The organism is Hyphomonas atlantica corrig. (assembly GCF_000682715.1).
Taxonomy (GTDB): Bacteria; Pseudomonadota; Alphaproteobacteria; order Caulobacterales; family Hyphomonadaceae; genus Hyphomonas; species Hyphomonas atlantica.
The window spans coordinates 1-546 of the sequence record NZ_AWFH01000051.1; the positions used below are offsets into that span (position 1 = coordinate 1).

At 60.4% G+C, this 546-nt stretch carries 1 protein-coding gene; it reads right to left on the reverse strand.

The window, feature by feature from the left end:
• Window positions 1–190: 190 nt before the first annotated feature.
• The coding region (locus HY36_RS13915) for a tetratricopeptide repeat protein (protein WP_035554130.1) at window positions 191–546 on the reverse strand (356 nt) is incomplete at its 5' end.

Consider the following 546-nt stretch of genomic DNA (forward strand, 5'->3'; position numbering starts at 1 on the left):
ACAACCAGAACGGCACCTGATCCGGCTCCCGCAAGGGCAGGAGGGAAGTATGGCGCGCGCGGGTATCAGACGGATTCCCCCGTTCCGAAGATACCTGCGCAGGCAGGGGGGTATAGTGATGTCGGGTGGTAATTATTCCCACGGCGTTTGAAACTTCGTTTTAATGTCGCGGTCGAGAGACGTGGACGCTTCATTTATTGCGTATCTGGATAATCAGTTTGCGGGCTCGTTCGGCATTGGATGCGACTTGCTCCAGTTTCCGGGTGTTTCCGGTTGACGTGTAAAAATCCGCCACTTGTTCCCAAAGCCGGACGGCCTCTTCCAGCCGGACCGCATCCCCGGCGATCTCACCGAGGGTCTGGAGCGCAATGCCAAGATTGTTCTGTGTCATCGCCCAGTTCGAGGGCATCGCCTCACGGGTGTAGACCTCCAACGCGGCCCGGTAGGCGGCGGCGGCCTCTTCCAGCCGGACCGCATCCCCGGCGATCTCACCGAGGGTCTGGAGCGCAGCGCCGAGATTGTTCTGTGTCGCCGCCCAGTTCGAGG